At 43.5% G+C, this 21,178-nt stretch carries 23 protein-coding genes; 3 read left to right on the top strand and 20 right to left on the bottom strand.

Translation table 11 applies throughout. The features are described 5' to 3' along the window. The first annotated feature begins 198 nt into the window (after positions 1-198). Positions 199-2,064: a T9SS type A sorting domain-containing protein gene (locus tag GGD38_RS28100; RefSeq protein ID WP_375302935.1), complete on the top strand. Its 1,866-nt coding sequence runs from the start codon at positions 199-201 to the stop codon at positions 2,062-2,064. Positions 2,065-2,426: 362 nt separating this feature from the next. After that, a complete protein-coding gene (locus GGD38_RS28095; protein ID WP_375302936.1) occupies positions 2,427-4,367 on the top strand; it encodes a T9SS type A sorting domain-containing protein in 1,941 nt (646 codons plus the stop codon). 113 nt (positions 4,368-4,480) lie between these two features. On the opposite strand, the gene GGD38_RS28090 is transcribed toward GGD38_RS28095, so the two are convergent. The 15 genes from GGD38_RS28090 to GGD38_RS28020 all read right to left on the bottom strand — a co-directional run bounded on the left by GGD38_RS28090 (position 4,481) and on the right by GGD38_RS28020 (position 15,494). After that, positions 4,481-5,128: a hypothetical protein gene (locus GGD38_RS28090; RefSeq protein WP_375302937.1), complete on the bottom strand. Its 648-nt coding sequence runs from the start codon at positions 5,126-5,128 to the stop codon at positions 4,481-4,483. Positions 5,129-5,403: 275 nt separating this feature from the next. Next, on the bottom strand, positions 5,404-5,832 hold the full coding sequence (aroQ, locus tag GGD38_RS28085) for a type II 3-dehydroquinate dehydratase (RefSeq protein ID WP_375302938.1): 429 nt from the start codon (positions 5,830-5,832) through the stop codon (positions 5,404-5,406). A gap of 51 nt (positions 5,833-5,883) precedes the next feature. After that, complete coding sequence (carA, locus tag GGD38_RS28080; protein ID WP_375302939.1) at positions 5,884-6,993, bottom strand: glutamine-hydrolyzing carbamoyl-phosphate synthase small subunit; 1,110 nt, start codon at positions 6,991-6,993, stop codon at positions 5,884-5,886. A gap of 140 nt (positions 6,994-7,133) precedes the next feature. Beyond that, positions 7,134-7,646, bottom strand: a complete 513-nt coding sequence (rplQ, locus tag GGD38_RS28075; RefSeq protein ID WP_375302940.1) for a 50S ribosomal protein L17 — start codon at positions 7,644-7,646, stop codon at positions 7,134-7,136. 117 nt (positions 7,647-7,763) lie between these two features. After that, positions 7,764-8,765, bottom strand: coding sequence for a DNA-directed RNA polymerase subunit alpha (locus tag GGD38_RS28070; RefSeq protein WP_375302941.1), 1,002 nt, complete (start codon positions 8,763-8,765; stop codon positions 7,764-7,766). Positions 8,766-8,840: 75 nt separating this feature from the next. Continuing rightward, entirely contained in the window at positions 8,841-9,446 is a 606-nt protein-coding gene (gene rpsD / locus GGD38_RS28065) for a 30S ribosomal protein S4 (protein WP_375302942.1), read from the bottom strand. Between the two features lie 130 nt (positions 9,447-9,576). Beyond that, on the bottom strand, positions 9,577-9,981 hold the full coding sequence (gene rpsK / locus GGD38_RS28060) for a 30S ribosomal protein S11 (protein WP_375302943.1): 405 nt from the start codon (positions 9,979-9,981) through the stop codon (positions 9,577-9,579). Positions 9,982-10,182: 201 nt separating this feature from the next. Continuing rightward, positions 10,183-10,563 (bottom strand): 30S ribosomal protein S13, encoded by a 381-nt coding sequence (rpsM, locus tag GGD38_RS28055; RefSeq protein WP_375302944.1) that lies wholly within the window; start codon positions 10,561-10,563, stop codon positions 10,183-10,185. 70 nt (positions 10,564-10,633) lie between these two features. Then, on the bottom strand, positions 10,634-10,750 hold the full coding sequence (ykgO, locus tag GGD38_RS28050; RefSeq protein WP_010519235.1) for a type B 50S ribosomal protein L36: 117 nt from the start codon (positions 10,748-10,750) through the stop codon (positions 10,634-10,636). Between the two features lie 27 nt (positions 10,751-10,777). Further along, positions 10,778-10,996: a translation initiation factor IF-1 gene (gene infA / locus GGD38_RS28045; RefSeq protein WP_132557118.1), complete on the bottom strand. Its 219-nt coding sequence runs from the start codon at positions 10,994-10,996 to the stop codon at positions 10,778-10,780. A 212-nt stretch (positions 10,997-11,208) separates the two neighbouring features. Then, the gene (locus tag GGD38_RS28040; protein WP_375302945.1) at positions 11,209-11,616 is read right to left on the bottom strand and encodes a hypothetical protein; all 408 of its coding nucleotides are present in this window, start codon (positions 11,614-11,616) and stop codon (positions 11,209-11,211) included. 170 nt (positions 11,617-11,786) lie between these two features. Continuing rightward, on the bottom strand, positions 11,787-13,085 hold the full coding sequence (locus GGD38_RS28035) for an MFS transporter (RefSeq protein WP_375302946.1): 1,299 nt from the start codon (positions 13,083-13,085) through the stop codon (positions 11,787-11,789). Positions 13,086-13,199: 114 nt separating this feature from the next. Further along, a complete protein-coding gene (locus GGD38_RS28030) occupies positions 13,200-13,454 on the bottom strand; it encodes a hypothetical protein (protein WP_375302947.1) in 255 nt (84 codons plus the stop codon). A 45-nt stretch (positions 13,455-13,499) separates the two neighbouring features. Beyond that, complete coding sequence (locus tag GGD38_RS28025) at positions 13,500-14,090, bottom strand: TetR/AcrR family transcriptional regulator (protein WP_375302948.1); 591 nt, start codon at positions 14,088-14,090, stop codon at positions 13,500-13,502. A 405-nt stretch (positions 14,091-14,495) separates the two neighbouring features. Then, positions 14,496-15,494 carry an aldo/keto reductase gene (locus GGD38_RS28020; RefSeq protein ID WP_375302949.1) on the bottom strand — a complete coding sequence of 333 codons (999 nt, stop codon included), beginning with the start codon at positions 15,492-15,494 and terminating at the stop codon, positions 14,496-14,498. Positions 15,495-15,656: 162 nt separating this feature from the next. On the opposite strand from GGD38_RS28020, the gene GGD38_RS28015 reads away from it, so the two are divergent. Continuing rightward, positions 15,657-16,031, top strand: coding sequence for a hypothetical protein (locus GGD38_RS28015; protein WP_375302950.1), 375 nt, complete (start codon positions 15,657-15,659; stop codon positions 16,029-16,031). A 68-nt stretch (positions 16,032-16,099) separates the two neighbouring features. On the opposite strand, the gene GGD38_RS28010 is transcribed toward GGD38_RS28015, so the two are convergent. The 5 genes from GGD38_RS28010 to GGD38_RS27990 all read right to left on the bottom strand — a co-directional run bounded on the left by GGD38_RS28010 (position 16,100) and on the right by GGD38_RS27990 (position 21,157). Beyond that, positions 16,100-17,218, bottom strand: a complete 1,119-nt coding sequence (locus GGD38_RS28010) for an ABC transporter permease (protein ID WP_375302951.1) — start codon at positions 17,216-17,218, stop codon at positions 16,100-16,102. 9 nt (positions 17,219-17,227) lie between these two features. Continuing rightward, positions 17,228-18,334 carry an ABC transporter permease gene (locus GGD38_RS28005; RefSeq protein ID WP_375302952.1) on the bottom strand — a complete coding sequence of 369 codons (1,107 nt, stop codon included), beginning with the start codon at positions 18,332-18,334 and terminating at the stop codon, positions 17,228-17,230. 108 nt (positions 18,335-18,442) lie between these two features. Then, positions 18,443-19,186: an ABC transporter ATP-binding protein gene (locus tag GGD38_RS28000; RefSeq protein ID WP_375302953.1), complete on the bottom strand. Its 744-nt coding sequence runs from the start codon at positions 19,184-19,186 to the stop codon at positions 18,443-18,445. Positions 19,187-19,203: 17 nt separating this feature from the next. Further along, a complete protein-coding gene (locus GGD38_RS27995) occupies positions 19,204-20,127 on the bottom strand; it encodes an ABC transporter ATP-binding protein (protein WP_375302954.1) in 924 nt (307 codons plus the stop codon). Between the two features lie 91 nt (positions 20,128-20,218). After that, positions 20,219-21,157 carry an HlyD family secretion protein gene (locus GGD38_RS27990; protein ID WP_375302955.1) on the bottom strand — a complete coding sequence of 313 codons (939 nt, stop codon included), beginning with the start codon at positions 21,155-21,157 and terminating at the stop codon, positions 20,219-20,221. Positions 21,158-21,178 lie beyond the last annotated feature (21 nt).

The following is a 21,178-nucleotide window of genomic DNA, read 5'->3' as shown; positions in this document are numbered from 1 at the left end:
CCAAGGAAAGTATCACCTCCCCCATACCTTTGAAACCCATACTGGTTACGCCTCCAATTTTCCACTAATTTGAATTATCCACTTGTTATTTTTCGCAATCTGATAATTGCGCCAACATTCCTTTGAATACCCTGGCTTCCAGCTTCTATGACTACCCCCTGTTCTGTTATTTAATAATTGAAATAAATACCACAAGCTATGAAGCAGCTTACCGCAATGTTGGCCTCACTATTACTGTTTATGTATACAAATGCCCAGGTTGGCGGCCTGGACCCTTCATTTAAAAACCCCGATGGGTTTGTTATTAACCCCCAGTCAGCTGGTGACGATTACGGCAACTCGATGATCGTTCAAAACGACGGTAAAATTCTGGTAGCCGTTGTTGTTCCCGAACAATATTTTAAAGTACTCCGATATAAGTTAGATGGTTCACTGGATGGCGGCTTTGGCACCGGTGGCGTTGTAACTATTCGCCAGGGCGCAACCAGCACCGCACAGTCATATGCAGTAGCCCTGCAAAGCAATGGCAAGATCATCGTAGGTGGTTATACCTGGTCTGCCGTTAATAATGACTTCGCTCTTGTTCGGCTGAATACAGATGGTTCTGTAGACGGATCATTTGGAACAAATGGCTGGGTGTATACCAATATGAAAGGCGTTACAACAGCTGATGGCAATGATCAGATCCGCAAACTCGTAGTGCTTCCCGACAACAGTATTATAGCAGCCGGTTTTGCCCACAATACCCAGGATAAAGATATGGCCATTGCAAAATATGATGCCGATGGCGCACTGGTAACAGGCTTCGGTGTCAATGGCAAAATTGTGCTCGATGTCAATAATGATGATGTTGTTACCGGCCTGGCCGTTACCAGCACCGGCAAAATTGTAGTGGTTGGTAATACAAACGATAATGGTACAGATAAGGATATAACCCTTGCGCAGTATACTTCTGCCGGTACTCTTGATCCAGGATTTAACGGCGGCAATATTCGTAGACTCGGTACAGGCAGTGCAGGGAATTACGAAGCGCACGGCGTTGCAGTGCAAAGCGATAATAAAATAGTTATAACCGGTTTAATGCCTGCGCCCTCATCAAGTAAAAATATTTATGTAGCAAGAATTTTACAGGACGGATCTTTTGACCCAGATTTCAATGGCGGTGCTGAACTTTCAATAAATTATGCCAGCGGCATCAGTAATGAAGAAGGTCGCACTGTTATGGTGCAAGCTAATGGTAAAATAATAATTACCGGTTATACCGATGCTACAAGCAGTCCATCGCATTACGATCTGCTGTTGGTACGTTTAAATACCGATGGCAGCCCCGATACAAATTTCGATACAGATGGAAAAGCGACTACTGGTATTAGTACAAGCTTAACCAGCGATTTTACGGTGGCTTCTGCTTTATCGGGCCAGCGCATTTACATAACCGGTTCAACAGATTACAGCGGTACCAGCACAATGGACTTTTTCGTGGCCGCTTTTGTAAACGACTTCACTACATTACCAATAGTATTGTCTGATTTTGTTGCCCAAAAATTGACCACTGCAGTAAATCTGAAATGGCAAACATCTTCAGAAGAGAATGTAAAACGCTTTGTGATAGAGCGCAGCACCGATGGCAAAACATACAAGGCTATTGGCCAGGTAGCAGCTGTTGGTAACAGCAGTACAAAGCAATCATACAACTTTGTTGATAACAGTCCGTTTATGCCATCAACCAACTTCTATCGTTTGTTGATGCAGGATGCCGATGGCGGTTCTAAATACAGCAAAATACTCACGGTTAAATTCAGCAGCGAACTAAGCGCCAATATGCAGGTATCGCCCAACCCAACCAGCGGCAACTTACAGGTTCAACTGCCCGATGGGTTAAAAGGTATTATCAACTTACAGGTGTTTGACCTCAATGGCCGCATAGTGAAAACACAAAACCTTTCATCAGATGGCAATGCTTTGTCAACCTCAATTGATGTAAACGGCCTGCCAAACGGTCTTTATATCTTAAAAGCACAAAGTGGCAGCACCAGCCTCACCAGCAGGTTCATCAAAAAATAACCGGCTTAGTATATAACAGTATACATCTTATAATAAAAGGCTTTCTGTTCAACAACAGAAAGCCTTTTGTTTTCATATTAAAACAACCGTCCGTGTAAACCCTTATGTTAACAACTTGCATTTCGCATATTGAACATTTATACATTATTTTTGGCTTATTAAAGTTTAGACAGCTATATATAGCTCCACCATCCTTTGAATTCCCATACCATATCATTAACCCTTGGAATAAGATGTAGGCGTTTTTTGGCAGGCTCTGATGCTCCTTCCTTTTTTATTTTGTACCACCCCAACTTCCTTTGAAATAGTACCTCCAATTTCTATGCGCTGAATTTCAGGAAAACTTTAAAGCACATATATTTATGAAGAAGGTTACCTCTACGTTTACCTTATTACTCCTATGCCTGTATCTATCGGCACAGGTGGGAACGCTGGACGATGGGTTCAATAACCCCACCGGATACATTATAAACTCACTAAACTCCGGTGAAGATGATTGGGGCACAGCAACAGCTGTTCATAGCGATGGACGGGTATTAGTTGCAGCTTATAAAAAAAACGACGAATGGTTTACATTAGTACGCTATTTAACTGATGGTACACTCGACCTTAACTTTGGTAACAATGGCATAGCCCAATTAAGATATGACTCACGTGATAATGCCTCTCCATACGCAATAAAGATCCTGAGCGATAATACTATACTGGTAGCCGGCAACAGTTGGAGCCGGGCCACATCGAGCTACGACATGGCATTGCTGAAACTGGATGAAAGCGGTGATCCCATAACTACCTTTGGCCCTAACGGAAACGGCTGGGTACTTACACCTGTTGGTTCCTCATATGATCAGGCCCAAAGCCTTGCTGTACAAGCCGATGGAAAAATTGTATTGGCAGGCTATGGTAATATGGGCGCCAATAGCAATGACATTGCGGTAGCGCGTTATTCATCAAATGGCATACTTGAAACCGGTATTGGCGCATTTGGCGGTGGTACCGGTAAAGTTACCACGCATATTAATGCCGATGACAGGGGTTTAAGCGTAGCCATACAACCCGATGGAAAAATAGTTGTTGGCGGTACCAGCAATTATGATGTCACCGGCTCAAACTTTGTAATAGTTCGCTATAATACCGATGGAACGCTCGATGCCAGCCCCGGTAGTTTTGGCGCCGGCGGCATAGTAGATCTTGATTTAGCCAATGGCGGCGCCGGCTCTACAGACGAAGGTTATTCCTTAGCCCTGCAGGCAGACGGCAAAATAGTTATGACCGGCAGCAGCAAAGCCGTGTCTGCTGCAAACAATGATGTGGCTACTATACGATTAACCACCAGCGGCGCGCTCGATGCCAACTTCAACCCAACGGGGGCCATTGTTGGCCGCGCCAGCAGTTTTACCGCAGCCGGTATCGCTCTCGTCAATAATCATGCTACTACAAATACCAACGACGCCGCCCGCTCAGTAGCTTTGCAAAGCAATGGAAAGATCATAGTTGGCGGCGACTCAGAAGGTTCTACCCCATCTTATGCCTTTTTACTGGTGCGTTACAATTCCGATGGTACGCTCGATAATACTTTTGATGGCTGCAGTAACGGAAATGGCATAATCGCTTATGAAATTACCAGCGGAAACGAACTGGGCAATGCCATTACGTTATATAACAACCGCATTTACATTACAGGTTCAACGGTTAGCGCTAATAGAGAAACATTATTGGCGGCGGTGGAGAACGATGGCTCACCGCTTCCATTGGTATTATCGCAGTTCTATGCACAAAAGCAAACCAACAAAGTAGTATTGCAATGGACTACCAGCAGCGAAGAAGGAGTAAAACAATTTGTTATTGAGCGCAGCAGCGATGGCAAAACATATAAGGCCATTGGCTCTGTAGCTGCTACCGGCAATAGTACATTAACACAAAAGTATTCCTTTGCCGATGCTTCGCCTTACATGGGCCTCAACAACTACTATCGCCTGTTGATGCAGGATGCTGATGGTAATTTCAAATACAGCAAAATGCTTATCGTCAAATTCGATGGTCAGTTAACTACAGAGATGAAGGTGAACCCAAGCGTTGTAAAAGACATTTTACAGGTTCAGTTACCCGATGGCATGAAAGGTAATATTGGCTTACAGATCATAGATATGAATGGCCGGATAATAAGAAGGAGCAATCTTGCCAGCGATGGCAGTGCGTTGAACACAACGCTCGACGTAAGTAATCTGGTTAAAGGTGTATATGTTATTAAAGCAACTGGTGCTAATAAGACTACTTCTGTTAGCCGGTTCACAAAACAGTAAACTAATGTGATAATTAGCTAATGTGCTAATATGCTACTGAAAAAGGCCCCAAAGGGGCCTTTTTCAGTAATTGTATTTCAATTAGCACATTATCACATTAGCATATTAGCCCATTAACCACCGGTGCTCCCATCCCTATACCTCACTTTCTTCTTACCCGAATTCTTCTTTTCAAACTCTACCACTTCTTTTGGTTTAGCTACCGCCTTTTTTTCAGTTGTTACCGGCACTTTTGCTTCTTGTTCAAGTTTACCTAACGTGTAAAGTTCTGAGCGAACTACCCGGCCTGTTTCAGGATCATAATACTTCCAAACACCGTGTTTGATGGCCGCGCCCTCGTTCTTTACGATCACGGTCCGGTAAGTATCGAATTTATCGGGGTCTTCTATTTCAAGGGTGTCATATTCTTTATCGGGGTTAATAGCCCGCCAGCTTTGTTCAAGCCTTAATGCACCATCCCTGGTAAAATAACGGCAAATGCTATCCTTTAAACCCCATTTATAGTACTCTATACCTACCAGGTCGCCCATAAGGCTAAATAAACGCCACTCCCCTTCTTTTCGGTTCTTTTCGAACCAGCCTTCTTCTTCATAGCCGGGTTCGCCACGGTTACTATCGTAATGTAGTTTCCAGGGCCCCCATTTACGGCCAATTTTATCAACGCGGTTCAGGGTATCACCGTTTGAAGTGAGTTTATATTCTTTCCATTGCGCAAAACCGCTTACGGAAAACAACAGGAACACAAATAGTATCGATCGCATCTTATACAGGTTTGTTGTAATGGTAATAAAACAGCCTGACCCTCACAATAATAACGCCAGTCTCGCCAGCTGCATTGTAAGTATACAAAGAGGCATTCTGTTAAATTTAATCATTGTTCCCCGATTAGTGGGTAGTAAGAAGTAGGACGTATGAAGTAAGAAGAGCATAAATTTTACAGACGCCCGAAAAATCGCGAGCCTCCTACTTCTTACATCTTACTTCGAATTTCAGCCTTTTAGTTTGATAATGAATGTAGTATACGTAATTACCTTCCTTAAAACCACTTAGTCTCAAGTAGGTACTTAAGCGCCAGTTCGTACCCCTTTAGCCCCAGCCCAATAATGCTGCCGGCCGCTTTTGCCGATACATGGCTTAGTTTGCGAAACTCTTCACGGGCATGTACATTGGAGATATGTACTTCTACCACCGGGGTTTGTATGCTGGCAATGGCGTCGCCAATGGCTACTGAAGTGTGGGTGTAACCGCCGGGGTTCATAATAATACCATCATACTCGAAACCAACCCGTTGTAGTTCATTTATCAGTTCACCTTCTACGTTGCTCTGATAATAATGAATGTCAACCTTTGGGTATTTATCTTTCAATGTTACCAGGTAATCATCGAATGACATGCTGCCATAAATACCAGGCTCGCGTTTACCAAGCAGGTTGAGGTTGGGACCGTTGATGATAGCTATTTTCATAGTGCGTATAAGAAAGAATGGGTCACCCTTTTAGAATGACCCACCCTATTATTAGTTCATATAATCTTTGATCATTTTGATAAAGTCATCGAACAGGTAGCGGCTATCGTGCGGGCCGGGTGTGCTTTCGGGGTGGTATTGAACCGAGAAAGCAGGCTGCTCTTTCAACCTGATACCTTCAATGGAATTATCATTCAGGTTCACGTGGGTAATTTCTACGTGTTTGGCCTTTTTCACACTTTCAGGGTCAACACCAAAGCCGTGGTTTTGGGTAGTTACCTCGCATTTACCTGTTATCAGGTTCTTTACGGGGTGGTTCAAACCGCGGTGGCCGTGGTGCATTTTGAAAGTAGAAATATCGTTGGCCAGTGCTATCAGCTGGTGACCCAGGCAAATACCAAAGGTTGGCTTTTTCTCTTTCAGCACTTCTTTTACGGTAACGATGGCATAATCCATAGCTGCAGGGTCGCCAGGACCGTTCGAGATAAAGTAACCATTAGGTGCAAATTCCTTCAGCTCGCTTACAGGTGTTTTAGCGGGGAATACTTTTACATACGCGCCACGCTCAACCATGCAGTGCAGAATGTGCTGTTTGGTACCGAAATCGAGTACAGCTACCCTAACAGGTGAATTAGGATCACCCAGGGTGTAAGGTTTGTCGGTGCTCACTATACTGGCCAGTTCAAGCCCATCCATGCTGGGCACTTTTGCCAGTTCTTTCTTCAGTTGGTCAACATCGAGTATTTCAGAAGAAATGATACAGTTCATAGCGCCCTGGGTACGAACATGTGCAACCAGTGCACGGGTATCAACTCCCTCAATACAAACGATATTATTTTTGATCAGATACTGATCGAGCGATTCATTAGCCAGTTTACGGCTGTATTGTTCTTCCAGGTTGCGACCGATCATTCCTTTGATCTTCACGCCGTCACTCTCAACATCAGTATCTCTGGTGCCATAATTACCAACGTGCACAGTGTTCATAATAACGATCTGCCCATAATAGCTGGGATCGGTAAAAACTTCCTGGTAGCCGGTCATACCGGTGTTAAAACAAATTTCACCGGCTGTAGTACCTATTTTGCCAAAAGCTTTTCCGTAATGTACGGTACCATCGGCCAATAGTAATATAGCGGGTTTTTGAAGCGTATTCGACATTGTTCTAATAAAAAATTTTGCAAAAATAACACAATAATTAGCGAATCAGTTCAATTTATTTTTCACAGGAATATTAAGGGGCAAAAAAAAGCAAGACCTTTAAAAGTCTTGCTCCTTTATAGAAATCAATTTGATCATTCTTACTTTGCTGCTTTTTTAGCTGGCTTTTCTTCCGATGCTTTTTCTTCAGCAGGAGCGGCGGCAGAAGTATCATCAGCTTTTTTCTTGCTGCTTCCGCTACGACGTGTTCTTTTCGCAGCTTCTTTAACTTCGCCTTTTCCTTTACCGTAAATCTCGTTGTAATCAACCAGCTCGATCATTGCAGTTTCAGCGTTATCACCCACGCGGATACCCAGCTTAATGATGCGGGTATAACCACCAGGACGACCACCTACTTTCTCAGCAATAGGTCCGAACAGTTCGGTTACAGCTTCCTTATCTTGCAGGTAGCTGAACACTATACGACGTTGGTGAGTGGTGTTGTCTTTAGCTTTAGTGATCAGCGGCTCAATGAACTTGCGCAGCGCTTTTGCTTTAGCTAAAGTAGTAGTGATACGTTTGTGGGTAATTAACTGGCTGGCCAGGTTCTTCAGTAACGCCTTCCGGTGTGAAGCCGTTCTGCCCAGATTGTTGATTTTGTCTCCGTGACGCATGACGATTTGTTTTATAGGTTACACCGTGTCAGGAATTGTAACCCTTTTATTAATGTGCTAATTTGATAATATGCTAATATGCTGGCACATTAGCATATTATCGTATTAGCTAATTGACTAAAGTTCTTCTTTATCTAAACCTAATTTAGAAAGGTCCATACCGAAGTGCAAACCTCTTTCAGCCAGCACCTGCTCAATTTCAGCAAGTGATTTTTGTCCGAAGTTTCTGAACTTCATAAGGTCTTCCTGCTCGTACTGAACCAGTTCGCTCAAGCTGTTGATCTTGGCAGCTTTCAAACAGTTGAAAGCGCGCACAGACAGATCGAGGTCTTCGAGCGGGGTTTTCAGTATTTTGCGCAGTTGCAGCATTTGCTCATCAACCACATCTTCTTTCTTATCTTCTTTGTTATCGAAAGTGATGTTTTCGTCGGTGATGATCATCAGGTGCTGAATCAGGATGCGGCTGGCTTGTTTCACCGCTTCTTCAGGGTGAATGGTACCATCTGTAGAAACATCCATGATCAGTTTTTCGTAGTCAGTGCGCTGTTCAACACGGGTGTTTTCAATAGCGTACTTTACGTTCTTGATGGGTGTGAAGATAGCATCAGTTGGGATGTAGCCGAATGGCGCATCTTTCACTTTGTTATCTTCAGCAGGAACATAACCGCGACCTTTTGAAACGGTCAGCTCGATGTCAAGCTTGGCTGATGAATCCAAAATACAGATCAACAGATCGGGGTTCATGATGTCGAAGTTTTGAGTAGCTTCTCCGATCATACCGGCTGTGAACTCTGATTTATTTTTAATGCTCAACGTGATCTTTTCCTGGCTCACTTCATGATCTACCTTCTTTTTGAACCGAACCTGTTTCAGGTTCAGAATGATCTCCAGCACATCTTCGGTGATTCCTTTGATGGTAGCAAACTCATGGTCTACGCCTTCAATGCGAATACCTACTATTGCAAACCCTTCCAATGAACTCAACAATACTCTGCGCAAAGCATTACCAATGGTTACGCCGTAACCAGGTTCTAACGGGCGAAACTCAAACTGAGCTTCAAATTCCGTTGCTTTTTGTAATACGATTTTGTCAGGTTTCTGGAAATTTAAAATGGCCATATTTTAAAATTTCGATTTTTTACGTCTTTAAAAAAGGTAGCTGTGACTTGGGTTGTGAGCAAGGCTCACTTAGGATTACTTGCTATACAACTCAACAATCAATTGCTCCTTAATGTTCTCAGGAACGCTTTCACGCTCTGGATAAGCAACGAAAGTACCGCTCATCTCAGTTTCGTTCCAGTCGAGCCAGCTGAACTTAGCATTTTTACCACGGAATACGCTGGTAATAGCGGTATTTCCTTTGTCCTTTTCTTTGATACCGATGATATCACCAGGTTGCAGTTGGTAAGAAGGAATGTTCACAACAAAACCGTTAACGGTAATGTGTTTGTGAGAAACCAACTGACGGGCACCAGGACGTGAAGGAGAAAGACCCAGGCGGTAAACAGCGTTATCTAAACGGGCTTCCAGCAATTTGATCAGGTTTTCACCAGTAACACCTTTAATACGTGCAGCTTCTTCAAAGGTTTTGCGGAATTGTTTTTCAAGAACGCCGTAAGTATATTTAGCTTTTTGCTTTTCTTTTAACTGCAATGCATACTCACCCGGAGCTTTACGCTTTTTAGAAGGACCATGCTGACCAGGAGGGTTGCTGTTCTTTGACAGATATTTACCATTGCCTAAGATAGGCTCGCCGAAAATACGGCAGATTCTTGTTTTTGGACCAGTGTAACGTGCCATGTTGTTATTATAATTAGATTTTTTGGTGACGATACACGATCCTAAAAATCTTAAAAATCAATCGCGTATCCTTTTGATATATAAGAGATTAAGTGATTTGGATCACCCAAATCACTTAATCAGATAATTACTATACTCTACGTTTTTTGGGAGGACGACAGCCGTTGTGTGGCAGTGGAGTTACGTCCTTGATCATTACTACTTCGATGCCGTTCTGAGCCAGACCGCGGATTGAACTTTCGCGACCAGCACCAGGGCCTTTTACATATACATCAACTTTCTTCACACCTGCATCGAATGCAGTTTTAGCAGCATCTGCAGAAGCCATTTGGGCTGCATATGGAGTGTTCTTTTTAGAACCTTTGAAACCCATTTTACCGGCACTGCTCCAGGAAATAACCTGGCCGTTCTTGTTGGTAATGCTGATGATAATGTTGTTGAAGCTGGCTGAAATGTGAACGTCGCCATAAGCGTCAACCTTCACAATCCTTTTCTTCGCAGCGGCTTTTGCGCTGGGCTGTTGTGCTTTTGCCATAATTGTTGTTAGGTAATCTTAAAGTTTTAAAATAATCCCATTTGTGTGGGAGCCAAATCAGCACTCCGCCTGCACCCGGTATCTGTAGCTGATCTGTTACATAATTGGTGCATATACAAAAAGCTTCAAGCTATAAGCTTGAAGCTACAAGTCATTATTAAAAACGGCTTGTAGCTTAAGGCCTCTAGCTTGGAGCTAATATTATTTCTTAGGTGCTTTCTTTTTACCGGCAACAGTTTTCCGTTTTCCTTTACGGGTACGGCTGTTGGTTTTTGTACGTTGACCACGAACAGGTAAGCCTTTACGATGACGTAAACCACGGTAACAAGCGATATCGAGTAAGCGCTTGATACTCATTTGCACTTCAGAACGTAATTGACCTTCTACCTTGAATTCGTTGGTAATAATGTTACGGATTGCGTTCAGTTCGTCATCATTCCATTGATGTACTTTCTTGTCCAGGGAAATACCTGCTTTTTCAAGTATATACTGGGCAGTTGAACGGCCGATCCCAAAAATGTAGGTAAGACCAATTTCACCTCTTTTATTCTTGGGTAAGTCTACACCGGCAATACGAGCCATATTTCGATTTAAATTTATTGATTTACGATAGAGATTGCAATCCGTACCAAACGAACACAACCATTACTAATTAACCTTGTCTTTGCTTGAAGCGAGGGTTCTTTTTGTTAATTACATATAACCGGCCCTTTCTACGCACAATTTTACAATCTGCGCTACGCTTTTTAATAGATGCACGAACTTTCATAACATTTATTTATTTACTAGTGCTTACTTATTTGTAACGGAAGATGATTCTTCCCCTGGTCAAATCATACGGACTCATCTCCACCCCCACTTTATCCCCTGGTAAAATCCTGATGTAGTTCATCCGCATTTTACCCGAAATTGTAGCTAATATTTCGTGCCCGTTCTCAAGTTTTACCCTAAACATGGCGTTCGATAAAGCTTCTAAAATAACTCCATCCTGTTTAATCAGCGGTTGTTTACCCATATAATTTTAAGGAGCGCAAAGATATGATTATTGAAATGAAAAAGGAAAAAAATAAGAAAGAATTATAAATAAACTGGAAAAACGCAGAAATAATACCTATAATTCGTTGCAAACATACAAAAAAGAAACAAGGAATGCTGTTATCCGAAGCCCTTTCAACCACCTCGGTCCAACACCCCTTGTTCATTTATAAATGTCTGATAATAAGCTAACTAATGCACGCTTACCGGCAGTAACTCTACCTTGGTCATTTGGTAATAATGGTTTTGCAGCTCATGTACATTGATCGGCTGGTTCAAATACCGGTGATCTTCACGCCACCAGATTTCCATGTTCGAAAAATTGCCATTTTGCGGCAAAAGTACCCGAAAAGAGTCACGCATGTACTTAGCCGACCCGTTCCCGTTCTCCACTTTTGTAAAACCAAGCCTGCGCATTTGCACGTCATCAAGGGGTATCGGGTACAGTTCGTTTGGCCCATACCAAAACTCCTGTACGTTGTCATCAACACACGCCTTCCCTTCTGCCCTATCAACGTCTTTAACCATTCCTTCCCGTTGCTGGCCTTCAAATTCTGCCAGAACAATATCTCCGAATTTAAGATTTGAAATTTTGATCATATGACAGCATTTTTTGTTATTTCCTAATTTACAAAAGGCTGGCCATATGGCAATAATTTAGTTGTTATTATGTGGTTACCGATTAAAAGAAACAGTTTCTGGTTACAGGATACAGGTTACAGGGCCTGTATTACTGTTTTCCCTGCAACTTGTAACCTGTAACATGTAACCTATTCAATCATAAACACTTCCTCCTCCACTTCCCTGGCGGGTTTAGGCGTATTTGCCGCCGCCGCTTTACGTACACTTTGTTTGTTTATGAAATACATCATTACGATAACCACCAGCATGGAGCTCATTACAATGATACCCAACGTGCTGTAATGCTGTAATTTACCATCTGCCCCCTGGCTTATCACATGCCCGGCCGCAAAAGCCGCCAAACCGCCGGCAAACTGCTGAACCGATGAGTTGATGCTCATAAACGCGCCCCTATCCTGCGGCTGCGGAATAGCGCTTATAAGCGCTGTGGAAGTGGCCATACGGGCCAGCACCCCGGCAAACATGAGCACATTGATGGTAATAACAGTTGCCAGCGGCGTAACGCCCAGGTTGGTATAAATAGCCACCATGATCATGGTCAGTATGCTTCCGCCTATAAATACATTGTATTTGCCCAGTTTATCGCCCAGGTAACCGGTGAGCGGACCAAAAACAAAGGAGAATATCCCTGAAATGCCATATAATATTGGCAGGTCGTCTTGTTTTATACCCAGGTTCCTGATGCTAAAATCGCTGCCAAAAGGCATAAGCATAAAGCCGCCGGTAGCCAGTAAAGTGGTGGTTAAAAAAGCCAACAGATAGCCTTTGTTTGAAACCGTTTTGCCCATATGTTCAAAAGCGTTACGATCGTGCTGCATGGCTAAATGCGCATTCACCGGTTTCATTTTCAGGGCGATGATGATACCAGGCAGAATACCTACGATCACGATCATCCAGAACGGGGCATGCCAGGCGAATTTGTTGGCCAGGTAAAGCCCAATGGGTAAACCAAGCACCTGGCTGGCGGCAAAGGCCATTTGAACAAAGCCCATTACCCGGCCACGTACCTGCAGGCTGAACAGATCGGTAATTATGGCCATACCCACAGAACCAATTACACCCCCGAAAATACCTGTAACAATACGTGCGCCCAGCAAAAACTCATAACTGGTAGCCATGGCGCATAACGCAGTGCCAATTAAAAAACCGGTATAAAAGAACAGAAGCAATTTTTTACGGTCGAACTTATCGGCAAAACCTGCAGCCAGTAGTCCCGATGCACCGGCGCTAAAGGCATAAGCCGATACCGCCATGCCGAACTCGGCTGGGGAAATATTCAATTGTGGTCGTATAATAGCGCCCAGGGGCGACATAACCATAAAGTCGAGGATAACGGTAAACTGCAAAAAAGCCAGGATAGCGATCACAAACACCTCGTAGCCCGTGAATGCAGGTTTAGTTGATTTCGTTGGATTGGTTTGGTTCATTTAAAATGTTATTTGTTTTTTCACAGATGCCCGCCCGGTGGTCGATAGGGCGGAAATAAGGGTCCATTCCGGCGGTCAACCCGGTATGAACGTTCCTTTGGGTTTGAATAGTTGTTAATCGGGCAGTTCTTCACAAATGTAGCCGGCAGCGTTCACCAGGCGAATGATATCCTGCGGCAATAACCAGGCAGTTTCAATTCGTAGAACATTGTCTATGTCGTGCTCATCAACGTTCCACTTTATAATGCCTGGTGTATCGCCCATAATGGGTGAAATATGCCAAATGTCTTTTGCCGACAACAGGTTGGTCTTAAAAACCAGTACCTGTATGCTTTGTTTAGAAAATGTAGGCGGTTTAATGTTATTCATAAAAATGAACATTCATTTAGTTATGAAAGCAAAAAAATATATGATCTATGGCTTCAGGGCTTTAAGCACCAGATTCAGGGTTTGATTAAGCATTTCGTCTGAAATGCGAAAACAGTCATTGGTTGGACTGTAGCCCTGTGTATGGAATTTTATCAGCTGGTACAAAGGGGCAAAAGCTATGGACCAGTACACCTCAAATGGCAGGGGTTGCAACTCGCCCCTGTTAATGGCATTGTGCACGAATTTGCCCAGTACATCGCCAAATTTCTGCCGTACGATATCCTTTATTGAAGCATAGGTGGGTGTATAACGGATCTGTTCTATGAACTCCACATCAAGAGGATGTGTCAAATAAAATTCCATCCGGTTCTTCCACTGCAACTCAAGCCCATCGGCAAACGACATCTTGGGGTGCAGGCCTTTGAGGCTTGTTTCCATTAGCCGAACGCTTATTTGGCTTGCGATCTGGGAAATGAGATCATCGCGATCTTTATAATATATGTACAGGGTGGCAGGCGAAACATTGGCGGCCTTGGCCAGCTTTTGCATGCTAAAGCCATCCAGGCCCTGTTTCACGATCATTTCGATCGCTTTTTCCTGAATTGCACTTTCTTTATTTACATCCCTTGTACGCATTGTAAGACAAAGATAAGTGAACGTTCATTCACTTACAATAGGTCGATAACAATATTTTTTAGTTTAATGTGAAGGCCGACCCAAAAGATCCTTAAACTTCCGCCAACCTTCTTCGGGACTGGGTGCAGGCATAGCTTACCCTTCTTCGCAAATGCTTTGCAAGTTGTTTGCAAATTTGCGAACAAGACCCATAGCATTCACTAAGCAGTTTCGAAGAATTTTGCATCAAAAATCCATTTTTCGGCCAATGGTGGGAGTTCTATTTCAATTTAGAAATAATTCTATACTATAAGATGCATAGCGGACATAAAAATAGGCATGCACGGTTGCGTAACCGTAACACGCTGCGCGTAGAAATATTGAAGCCGCGCATAAGCCTTGTTAACTTGTTAACTCGTCAACTTTTCACGGCATCACAAGCTCCAGTTTTCCCAGTTTATCATTTATAAAATCAACATCCTCTTTTGTCAACTTCACATCAGCCGCTTTTGCATTTTGTACGGCCTGCTGTGCATTACGGGCGCCGGCAAGCGCAATGGTAATACCGGGCTGGTCAACCGTCCAGCGGAGGACCAGTTGGGCCAGGGTGGCATTCTTTTCAGCTGCAAGCGTACGCAGGCTATCGAGCATGCTATTGATGCTGGTTATGTTTTCGGTTGTATAAAAACGATTGCCTTCGCGGGTATCGCCTTCCCCAAAAGTATGCCCGGGCTTTATTTTACCGGTAAGCAACCCCCGTTGTAACGGACTGTATGCAATAATGGATTTGTTGTTATCAATACAGTATGGCACCAGTTCCTTTTCAATATCGCGCAACACCATGCTGTAGGGCACCTGGTTCGAGGCCAGGCTGATCGTTCTTTCAGCTTCCTTCATCAATGTGGCCGAATAGTTACATACGCCGGCTGCGAGTATCTTCCCTTGTTCCTGTAAGCGCAACAATGCCTCCATGGTCTCAGCAACAGGAGTAGTACTATCGGGCCAGTGTATCTGAAACAGATCGATATAATCGGTTTGCAAACGGCGCAAACAATCTTCACACTCTTTTATTACACTTTCCCTGGATGCGTATTTATGCATGTCTATATCGCGGCCATCGTTGTCTTTGCTTTTGAAGAAAAACTCACCCTGCTGTACATCCCAGCGCAAACCGAACTTGGTAAGTATTTGAACCTTATCGCGTGGAATATACTGTATGGCCTCAGCTACAATTTCTTCGCTTAATCCCTGTCCATATGCCGGCGCTGTATCGATAGATGTAACGCCTGCATCATAAGAAGCTTTGATGGCATCAACGGCTTCCTTACGGTCCGATCCACCCCACATCCACCCCCCAATGGCCCATGCGCCAAACGTAATTACCGATGCTTTTACCGGAGAACTGCCCAGTTGTCTGTATTCCATACCTAATTAGTTGATTGTGACTATTTATTTACTTACGATCATTCAGAATAATGCAAGTTACTGTAACTTTGCACGTCTAATTTATTAAGAGATCAATACCATGCAACGAAACCCATTTTCCGGTTGTCGTATTGCAGATCAAGCCATGAACGCAAAAATATTATGAAAAAAACAATTTTGTCTATCCCGCTGGTACTGCTGCTGATGGCAGGATGCCGCAAATCAAACAACCCTACGGTGTTCGACCTGGGGGTAGACATACAGTCAAGTTTCGAGAATGATAAAGTGCAGGTCTTTATCGATAACCAACCACTGCTGAACACCGAGGTGACCACTAATCATACCCTATCGCTGGCCACCAGTATTTCAACGGCTAATACTGAAGGTAACCATACCATAAAAGTTATCGTGAACAATACTGTGGTGAAAACAGAAAGCTTTACACAAAAAGCCGATCTGTATATTGGCGTGAACTTTAGCAAGCAAAACAATGCGGTATCCCTGATATATGCAGGTCATCCGTTCGCATACGATTAGCTAAAACACTAGCTTTAATAAAATATTAATCCCGACACCTTGGTGTCGGGATTTTTTTATGCCTTCTCTTAAGAACGTTTCTTATAATTGATCACCGCCCAGATATTCAGCACCACGGCAAACCCAAGCACCGTGAACAAATGGCTGCTAATGTCGTTCAACCCACTCCCCTTTAGCACTACCATGCGCATTACTTCAATAAAATAAGTTACCGGGTTCACTTTGGTAATGGCCTGGGCCCAGCCCGGCATACTGTCAACAGAAGTGTATAAACCACTTAACAAAATAAACACCATCATCATAAAGAACGATAACAACATTGCCTGCTGCTGGTTACTGGTGTACGTTGAAAGTAATAAACCCAGGCCCAGCACTGCCAGCAGGTATACTGCAGCAAACACATAGATGGTAAACAAACTACCCACCGGTATAATACCATACGCTACCCGCGCAATGGTTAACCCAATAGTAAGGATCAATAGCCCCAGTACCCAAAATGGAATAAGCTTACCCAATATAAAGTGATACTTCTTTACAGGCGTTACATTGATCTGTTCTATAGTACCGATCTCTTTTTCCCTTACTATATTCAACGACGCCAAAAAGGCCCCTACCATGGTTACCAGTACTACCAGAATACCCGGCACCATAAATATTTTGTAATTCATTAATGGGTTAAACCAGTTGGAAGATGTTACTTCTATCTGCATCTCCGGACTGAACCTTGGCAACTGCACCCATTTTAACCGCACCTCGTGATTGTAATCCTGTATTATGCTGCGCAAATAGGCGCCACCTAAATTGGCCTTTACGCCATTGATGGCATTGATGGCCATAAACAGTGTGGATTCATTTTCTTTGATCAGTTTCTTTTCAAAACCAGCCGGTATCTCAAGCAACAGATCAGCTTTATCGTGCTCTATTTGCTCCATGGCATTACCATATGAGCCAGAGTAATCCTGTAATATAAAATAACCAGATGAAGTGATCTTATTCACCATTTGTTGTGAATACTGCGAATGATCATGATCAACCACACTTAGCTGAATATTCTTAACTTCATAATCGGCTGCCCAGGGCAGTATCAGCAATTGTATCGATGGCATCATAAAAATGATGCGAATGATAGACGGATCACGGAATATTTGCCTGAACTCCTTTTGTAACAGAAAACGTAATGTTCTCATATAATTAGTTTAAGCGAGTCGTATTTTGAAATTCCTGATGCTCAATACCAGCAGGAACAACAACATGCCGGTAAGTATCAATGTTTCTTTCCAAACGGCTGTTATGCCCAGCCCTTTTATCATCACCTCTTTTACTATATAATAAAACCATTTGGCCGGAACTATATTTGAAAGAATGCGTAACGGTAGCGGCATATTTTCAATAGGGAACATAAAACCACTAAGCATAATAGTTGGCAGAAACATACCTGTTAATGCAATGAACATGGCTGTTTGCTGCGAATCGGTTTTGGTAGAAATGAGCAGCCCAAAAGCCAAACAGGTTAGCGTGAACAGAATGCTCTCAAAGATGAGCAGCAACAAACTACCATTAACAGGCACATCGAGCACAAACACACTTAGCAACAGGATACTTGAAATATTTACAATACTCAGCAACAAATATGGTACAGCTTTGGCCACTACGATCTTAAAGGGCTGCATGGGCGATACCAGCATAATTTCCATAGTACCCAGCTCTTTTTCCCGCACAATGGTAATGGCAGTCATTAGCGTACATACCAGCATCAGCACCATGGCCATTACACCCGGTACAAAACTATAGGCGCCTTTCAGCTGCGGGTTGTACAACATGCGCATCTCTGTTTTGATGGTATAAGGCAATCGGCGGTTATTGGTAATACGGTCCTGGTAATCGAGAATGATGGCCGTTGCATAATTTGTGAGCGTATTGGCCACGTTGGGGTCCGAGGCATCGGCTACCAGTTGTACCTGAGCCGTATTGAAATGATCGAGATCGTTGGCTAAGCGGGCCGGGAAGATGACCGCCATTTTGATCTTTCCTTTTTTAAAAGCAGCTTCTATTTCCTGGTAAGAATGCAGGTCCTGCGTAATATCAAAATAACGGCTGGCATCCAACTCGCTGCGCAATGCCTGGGTAGAAGGGTCGTTCGACTGATCGAGGATAGCTATCTTCGAGTTCTTTACTTCATTGGTTAGCGCAAACCCAAAAATGAGGATCTGCATAATAGGCATACCTAATAAAATAAAGAGTGTGCGTTTGTCTCTTGCTATATGGTGGAACTCTTTTTTTACGAAGGAAATGAATTGCTTCATATGAATATTTTTCTGAGTTATTCAGTTATTCAGTTGTTCAGTTCGTTAGTTATTGAGTTTATTAGTTTTTTAACTGACTAACTCAATAACTGAACAACTTACAAACTCTTAATCACCGGAACGCTTCGCCCTCCGCGCCAGCTTCAAAAACACTTCATCCATCGACCTCACCTCAAACGTTTTCTTCAACTGCGTAGGCGTATCGAGGGCATCAATACGGCCGTCAACCATGATGGATACCCGGTTACAATATTCCGCCTCATCCATATAGTGTGTAGTAACAAAAATGGTAATGCCGCGCTCAGCAGCCTTATAGATCATATTCCAGAATTCACGGCGCGTTACCGGGTCTACACCACCGGTTGGTTCATCGAGGAAAACGATCTCCGGTTCATGAAATATAGCTACAGAGAAAGCCAGCTTTTGTTTCCACCCCAGCGGTAACGACCTCACCAGTTTGTTGGCCTCTGCCTCCAGGTGCAGTTCCTTTAACAAAAAGGCCGTTTTCTCTTTTATGAATGCATCGCTTTTGCCATATATACCAGCATAAAACCGAATGTTCTCTCTTACTGTAAGGTCTTCATACAGCGAGAACTTCTGGCTCATATAGCCAATGCTTCGTTTTATTTGTTCGGTTTGCTTATATACATCGAAACCGGCCACAGATGCTTTTCCAGCAGTAGGAATCGACAAACCGCATAACATACGCATGGCCGTTGTTTTGCCTGCTCCATTGGCGCCGAGAAAACCAAATATTTCGCCTTTCTTTACTTCAAAGGAAATGGCATCAACGGCCGTAAAATCACCAAACCGTTTGGTAAGCCCTTCTGCGTGTATGGCTGTATTGGTCATTAGTTTATTTTTTACGGTTACTCCCCTGTCTTCATCAACGCAATAAAACAGTCTTCTATATCCGCTCTTATCGTTTGCACATCTGGCTGATGATAATTATGCTGCTGCAAATAAGTTGACACGGCATTGGCCGTAAACCCATCCTTCAACACCACATGATGATACTCCCCAAACGGATAGGCATCCTGTACCCCTTCAAACCGCTGCAGATCGTTTAGCAATTGCAGCATGTTGTTATCCTTCACCGCTACCAGCGGATGTTTAAATGCATTGATCACACCTTCGGGACTATCAACAGATAATATTTCTCCGCTCTGTATCAGCGCTACCCTGTCGCACAGGCTGGCTTCATCCATATATGGTGTTGAAACCAATATGGTGATCCCTTGTTCTTTCAAACTGCGCAACATTTCCCAGAACTCTTTTCTCGAAACTGCATCAACCCCCGTTGTAGGCTCATCGAGGAACAAGACCGATGGTTTGTGTATGAGTGCACAACTCAACGCCAGCTTCTGTTTCATACCACCCGATAACTTGCCTGCCCTTCTGTTTTTAAAAGGTTCTATTTGTGAATAGATATCTTTAATTAGATCGTAATTCTCTTTTACGGTAGTATTGAAGATGGTGGCAAAGAATTCAAGGTTCTCTTCAATAGTAAGGTCCTGGTACAACGAAAAGCGGCCCGGCATATATCCCACACGGTGGCGAATGGCTTTAAAATCTTTTACCACATCCAGTCCGTCAACAGAAGCAGAGCCGCCGTCGGGTAACAACAGGGTAGTAAGAATGCGAAACAAAGATGTTTTACCGGCCCCGTCGGGACCAATGATACCGAAGAGCTCGCCCTGCTTCACTTCGAAGAAAATGCCTTTCAGGGCCTGAATCAGATCCTTCTTTTTGCCGTATTGCTTGCTGATGTTGTTTACTATTACTGCGTTCATAGTTGCTATTTGATAACTTGTAAAAGGCCCCCTCCCCAACCCCTCCCCCGGAAGGGGGAGGGGCTACTATGCTAACTTGCTGACCCATCAATTACTTAAACAAAACCTCACCATACATCCCTATCTTCAAATAACCATCATTCTTTACCCGAACCTTAATCGCATACACCAAATTGGCCCGCTCATCTCTTGTTTGAATGGTCTTTGGCGTAAACTCCGCTTTATCGGCCACCCAGGTAATGGTACCCGGATATTCCCGGTAGGCTTTAGCGCCGCTATCTATCAATACCTTTACCTGTTGGTTAAGTTTTATTTGCGGCAACTGGTTACCGGTAATGTATGCGCGTAAAGTAAGCGTATCGAGGTTGGCGATCTTATACAGTGCTTTTCCGGCAGCAGTTACCTCACCGGCTTCCGCATATTTGGTAATAACAGTTCCACCAACAGGGTTTATGATCTGCGCCTTGCCTATTTGCTCGCTAAGCTGCGCCACTCTTTTTTCGAGTGGTTTTTGTTCACTCAGCACCGACCGGTTCTGTGTGCTGGTATTGCTTTTTTGTACATTGATCTGCTGGCGTGTAACATCCATTTGGCGTTGCAATACTTCAATATTCGAGTTCATATCATCGAGCTGTTTGTGGGTAGCGGCATCCTGTTTTAACAGGTTCTCAATACGGGTACGCTCCTGTTGCATATTCTTCAGCTGTGATTCCTGAACAGCCAGTTGCTCCTGCAATAATTTTATCTGAGGTTTTACATCGGAGGTCCTGTCCTGCAAAGCAGCGATGCTTGCCTGTATTTGTTCTTTTTGTAACGACAGGTTTTCTGCATCGATAATTCCTACCACCTGTTCGCGGGGAATGGCCTGGCCTTCCTGTATATTAAACGATAATAATTTTCCGGTTTGTTCGGCAGAAACGATCACTTCATCCACCTCAAAAGTTCCCGATGCATCAAATTTCTGACCGTTGCGGTTGCACGCAGTGAACACTGCAGCTGAAGCTATAAGGGTTACAATAAGTTTGTTCATGAGCTTTTATTTAATAGAAGA

It is taken from the genome of Niastella sp. OAS944 (assembly GCA_024809215.1).
In the GTDB taxonomy this organism is placed as follows: Bacteria; Bacteroidota; Bacteroidia; order Chitinophagales; family Chitinophagaceae; genus Niastella.
This window is presented reverse-complemented; position numbering and strand designations above follow the sequence as displayed.

Excerpts from the sequence above, each read along its gene's own strand:
- GGD38_RS28100 (WP_375302935.1), top strand. The coding sequence starts at position 199 with ATGAAGCAGCTTACCGCAATGTTGGCCTCACTATTACTGTTTATGTAT.
- GGD38_RS28095 (WP_375302936.1), top strand. The coding sequence starts at position 2,427 with ATGAAGAAGGTTACCTCTACGTTTACCTTATTACTCCTATGCCTGTAT.
- GGD38_RS28090 (WP_375302937.1), bottom strand. The coding sequence starts at position 5,128 with ATGCGATCGATACTATTTGTGTTCCTGTTGTTTTCCGTAAGCGGTTTT.
- aroQ (WP_375302938.1), bottom strand. The coding sequence starts at position 5,832 with ATGAAAATAGCTATCATCAACGGTCCCAACCTCAACCTGCTTGGTAAA.
- carA (WP_375302939.1), bottom strand. The coding sequence starts at position 6,993 with ATGTCGAATACGCTTCAAAAACCCGCTATATTACTATTGGCCGATGGT.
- rplQ (WP_375302940.1), bottom strand. The coding sequence starts at position 7,646 with ATGCGTCACGGAGACAAAATCAACAATCTGGGCAGAACGGCTTCACAC.
- GGD38_RS28070 (WP_375302941.1), bottom strand. The coding sequence starts at position 8,765 with ATGGCCATTTTAAATTTCCAGAAACCTGACAAAATCGTATTACAAAAA.
- rpsD (WP_375302942.1), bottom strand. The coding sequence starts at position 9,446 with ATGGCACGTTACACTGGTCCAAAAACAAGAATCTGCCGTATTTTCGGC.
- rpsK (WP_375302943.1), bottom strand. The coding sequence starts at position 9,981 with ATGGCAAAAGCACAACAGCCCAGCGCAAAAGCCGCTGCGAAGAAAAGG.
- rpsM (WP_375302944.1), bottom strand. The coding sequence starts at position 10,563 with ATGGCTCGTATTGCCGGTGTAGACTTACCCAAGAATAAAAGAGGTGAA.
- ykgO (WP_010519235.1), bottom strand. The coding sequence starts at position 10,750 with ATGAAAGTTCGTGCATCTATTAAAAAGCGTAGCGCAGATTGTAAAATT.
- infA (WP_132557118.1), bottom strand. The coding sequence starts at position 10,996 with ATGGGTAAACAACCGCTGATTAAACAGGATGGAGTTATTTTAGAAGCT.
- GGD38_RS28040 (WP_375302945.1), bottom strand. The coding sequence starts at position 11,616 with ATGATCAAAATTTCAAATCTTAAATTCGGAGATATTGTTCTGGCAGAA.
- GGD38_RS28035 (WP_375302946.1), bottom strand. The coding sequence starts at position 13,085 with ATGAACCAAACCAATCCAACGAAATCAACTAAACCTGCATTCACGGGC.
- GGD38_RS28030 (WP_375302947.1), bottom strand. The coding sequence starts at position 13,454 with ATGAATAACATTAAACCGCCTACATTTTCTAAACAAAGCATACAGGTA.
- GGD38_RS28025 (WP_375302948.1), bottom strand. The coding sequence starts at position 14,090 with ATGCGTACAAGGGATGTAAATAAAGAAAGTGCAATTCAGGAAAAAGCG.
- GGD38_RS28020 (WP_375302949.1), bottom strand. The coding sequence starts at position 15,494 with ATGGAATACAGACAACTGGGCAGTTCTCCGGTAAAAGCATCGGTAATT.
- GGD38_RS28015 (WP_375302950.1), top strand. The coding sequence starts at position 15,657 with ATGAAAAAAACAATTTTGTCTATCCCGCTGGTACTGCTGCTGATGGCA.
- GGD38_RS28010 (WP_375302951.1), bottom strand. The coding sequence starts at position 17,218 with ATGAGAACATTACGTTTTCTGTTACAAAAGGAGTTCAGGCAAATATTC.
- GGD38_RS28005 (WP_375302952.1), bottom strand. The coding sequence starts at position 18,334 with ATGAAGCAATTCATTTCCTTCGTAAAAAAAGAGTTCCACCATATAGCA.
- GGD38_RS28000 (WP_375302953.1), bottom strand. The coding sequence starts at position 19,186 with ATGACCAATACAGCCATACACGCAGAAGGGCTTACCAAACGGTTTGGT.
- GGD38_RS27995 (WP_375302954.1), bottom strand. The coding sequence starts at position 20,127 with ATGAACGCAGTAATAGTAAACAACATCAGCAAGCAATACGGCAAAAAG.
- GGD38_RS27990 (WP_375302955.1), bottom strand. The coding sequence starts at position 21,157 with ATGAACAAACTTATTGTAACCCTTATAGCTTCAGCTGCAGTGTTCACT.